The sequence below is a fragment of the Rhizorhabdus sp. genome, assembly GCF_018006725.1.
Lineage (GTDB): Bacteria > Pseudomonadota > Alphaproteobacteria > Sphingomonadales > Sphingomonadaceae > Rhizorhabdus.
Genome location: NZ_JAGMXV010000373.1, coordinates 1 through 3,633, shown reverse-complemented (window position 1 = coordinate 3,633; position 3,633 = coordinate 1). Strand labels below are relative to the sequence as shown.

General features: G+C 63.2%; 2 protein-coding genes and 1 pseudogene. 2 read left to right on the top strand and 1 reads right to left on the bottom strand.

Annotated elements, in window-relative coordinates; translation table 11 throughout:
* On the bottom strand, positions 1 to 150 hold a 150-nt coding region (locus KAY22_RS26260; RefSeq protein WP_296626030.1), incomplete at its 3' end, for a recombinase family protein.
* 173 nt (positions 151 to 323) lie between these two features.
* Here KAY22_RS26260 and KAY22_RS26255 point away from each other — a divergent pair.
* Both KAY22_RS26255 and KAY22_RS26250 read left to right on the top strand, forming a co-directional pair.
* A complete protein-coding gene (locus KAY22_RS26255; RefSeq protein ID WP_008603805.1) occupies positions 324 to 3,293 on the top strand; it encodes a Tn3 family transposase in 2,970 nt (989 codons plus the stop codon).
* Between the two features lie 59 nt (positions 3,294 to 3,352).
* A pseudogene (locus tag KAY22_RS26250) lies at positions 3,353 to 3,589 on the top strand (MFS transporter); the annotation flags it as partial.
* Positions 3,590 to 3,633: the final 44 nt, after the last annotated feature.

The following is a 3,633-nucleotide window of genomic DNA, read 5'->3' as shown; positions in this document are numbered from 1 at the left end:
GGCGAGCATGGCATCGAGTTCGGGGCGGTTGATGTCCTTGCCCGATGCCTTGTCGGTGAAAATCCGGTCGAGCGACTGCCCGTCCAACTGGCGATCGACATTCTGATCGAATGTGCTCACCCGGACGTAACCGATCCTCTGGCCTTTCATCGCCGCCTCCGGTCAAAATGTCAGGTTGAATTCTATGACACGGCGGAACATGCGTCAATAAATGCTTGCCATAACCCTATCCTGACAGAAACCGCCGCTGCATCCTGACGTCCGGTTAGGCTATACTCCAGATTGACGCTAGCCTGTCGCTCTCGACTCGGGATGGAGGCAGGATGGCGCGGCGGCGATTATTGACCGGAGAAGAAAGGCGTCGCCTGTTCGATATCCCCCATGACGAAACCGCGATCGTCGGCCACTATACCCTTGCCGCCGAGGATCTCGAACTGGTCGGTCGCCGCTATCGCCCTGCCAACCGCCTCGGTCTGGCAACGCAGATCGCGCTTATGCGGCATCCCGGCTTCGGTTTGCAGCCCGACGTCGACGTCCCCGATGCGGTCCTTCACTATCTCGCCGCCCAGCTCTTCGTCGATGTTGATGCGTTCGCCGACTATGGCCAGCGCGCGCAAACACGTAACGATCATGCCGACATTGCGGCACGGCATCTGGGGCTACACCCTTTTCGGCGAGGGGATATACCGCTCGCGCTCGATCTCGCCGCAAGAGCTGCGGAGCGGACCGATCGGGGCGAACCTATTGTCCGCGCATTGATGGAGGGGCTGAAGCAGGAACGCTTCATTCTTCCATCGGCAGACACGCTCGAACGTGCGGGCCTCGCCGGCAGGGCACGCGCCCGCAAAGCCGCGGCGGCGCTCATTGTCGAAAGCCTGGGTCATGCCGAACTGGCGCGGATCGATGATCTGATCGTCAACAACAGCGACTTCGGCATGACGCCGCTGGCCTGGCTGCGCAATTTCGAGGAAGCGCCCACCACGGCGAACATCAACGGGCTGCTGGAACGGCTACGCTATGTGCGCGGAATCGGCATCGACCCGGCGATCGGCGCGAAAATCCCCGACTTCCGGTTCGCGCAGTTCATGCGCGAAGGTGGCGTTGCGCCGGCGTTCCTGCTCTCCGATTATAGCCTTAACAGGCGCCGCGCGACGCTGATCGCGGCGGTCATCGACCTCGATGCCAGGCTCGCCGATGGTGCGATCCAGATGTTCGACAGGCTTGTCGGAAGCCTGTTCACACGGGCGCGGCGCGGGCGGGAAAGGCGCTATCAGGACAGCATCCGCTCGGTCGGCGAACTTATGCGGCTGTTCGGCGCGACGATCGCCGCGCTGGGAGAGGCGGTCGAACATGGCGGTAATCCGCTCGAACTGATCGACGAAGCGGTAGGCTGGCACAGACTGGTCGCAGCCAAATCGCAGGTCGATGCGCTGGCCGAGCTGGCGGGCGAAGATGCGCTTGTCGCGGCGACTGGTCGCTATGCGACGCTGCGGCGGTTCAGCCCGGCTTTCCTCGATACATTCACGTTCAAGGCATCGGGGAGCGGATCGCAACTGGTCAAGGCCATCGAGGTCATCCGCGATACCAATGCCCGCAAGGCCCGCAGCCTGCCCGAGGGCGTTCCGCTCCCATTCGCCAACCGGCAGTGGAAGCGCCTCATCACCGAAGGTGGCCAGGTCGATCGCCGGCGATACGAGACGGCCATCATGGCCACGCTGCGCGATCGGTTGCGCGCCGGCGACATATGGGTCGAAGGAACCCGCAATTATCGCCGCTTCGACACCTATTTGCTGAGTCGACGCGATGCCGATAAGGTGGCCGACAGCCTGCCATTCCAGACCGATGCGGCCGCCTATCTGGAGGAGCGGGCAAGGACGCTCGACTGGCGGCTGCGCCGTTTCGCCAAGCAACTCAAGGCGAACAGGCTCGCGGGCGTGGCGCTCGAACGCGACCGGCTCAAGCTGCAACCCATGCCGGCGATCACTCCACCCGAGGCGGAGGCTCTCGATCGCAGGCTCGACGCCTTGCTTCCGCGCGTGCGGATCACCGAACTCCTGGTCGAGGTGGCCGAGCGCACCGGGTTCCTGAGCGCATTTCGCGATCTTCGGTCCGGCAAGGAGCATGACAACCCGCACGCGATCCTCGCCGCCATTCTCGCTGATGGATCGAATCTGGGTCTAGAGCGCATGGCCAACGCCAGCGACGGGGTGAGCTACGCCCAGCTTGCCTGGACCCACAACTGGTATTTGTCGCCCGAAAACTATCAGGCCGCGTTGGGGATGATCGTTGCCGCGCACCATGATCTTCCTTTCACGCGCCATTGGGGAGCCGGCACTAGTTCATCCTCCGATGGGCAGTTCTTCCGCTCGGGCCGCAACCGATCGGCGGCGGCCGACATCAATGCGAAATATGGCAGCGAGCCGGGCCTGAAGATCTACTCCCACCTGTCCGATCATTTTGCCTCGTTCGGATCGCGGATCATGTCGGCCACCGCCGGCGAGGCCCCCTACGTGCTGGATGGCCTGATGCTCGGCGCCGGCGCGCTACCGCTGCATGAGCATTACACTGATACCGGCGGCGCGACGGACCATGTCTTTGCCCTTTGCCATCTTCTCGGCTTCCGGTTCGTGCCCCGTCTGCGCGACATCGCCGACCGGAAACTCGGCTCGATCGCCGCGCCTTCGACCTACAAAGGCATCGAAAGCCTCATGGGCCGCACGATCAAGACGGCGGCGATCGAAGCCGATTGGGATGACATCGTCAGGATCGTCGCCTCCATTAAGGAAGGAGCCGTTGCGCCCTCCGCGATCCTGCGCAAGCTGGCCGCCTACAAGCGCCAGAACAGGCTGGATTTTGCGCTGGCCGAACTCGGCCGCATCGAGCGGACGCTATTTGCGCTCGACTGGCTTGAACAGCCCGACTTGCGTCGCGCCTGCCAGGCCGGCCTCAATAAAGGCGAAGCACGTCATACCCTTGCCGCCGCGATCTACACCAACCGACAGGGGCGGTTCACCGATCGCTCGATCGAGAATCAGGAATATCGGGCATCGGGCCTCAATCTGCTGATCGCGGCGATTTCTTACTGGAACACCGTCTATATGGACAGGGCCGCCCAGCATCTCCAATCATCCGGCGGCACCTTCGATGATGCGCTGCTTGCCCATCTCTCGCCGATGGGCTGGGTGCATATCAGTTTGACCGGCGACTATCTGTGGCAAAGGGCAAACCGGCTCTCCCCTGGCGAGTTCCGCACCCTCAACGATCCCATGGCCCGCCTCAAACTCGTGGCATAGCCAGTGTTCTCATTATGTCCGCCAAATCGTTGTCTGGCGCACAAACCTTGAGGTGACGCCTGATGGGCTTCATCTACGGCCCGCTCGGCGCCTATCTGCCCGCCCTCTTCCCGACCCAGCTGCGCTATACCGGGGCGTCCTTCGCCTTCAATCTGGGCGGCATCCTGGGCGGCGCGCTGGCGCCGATCGTTGCCACCTGGCTGATCGGGATGCAGGGCGTCGCGCTCGTCGGCCTCTATATGGCGGCGGCCGCCCTCATCAGCCTCGCCGGCCTGTGGTGGACCAGCCGCAGCTGAATCAGATGGCCTTGCGCATCAGGATCATCGGCACGCCGCTATCC

Bases quoted from the DNA above. Each gene is read 5' to 3' on its own strand.
- KAY22_RS26255 (WP_008603805.1), top strand. From the start codon at position 324: ATGGCGCGGCGGCGATTATTGACCGGAGAAGAAAGGCGTCGCCTGTTC.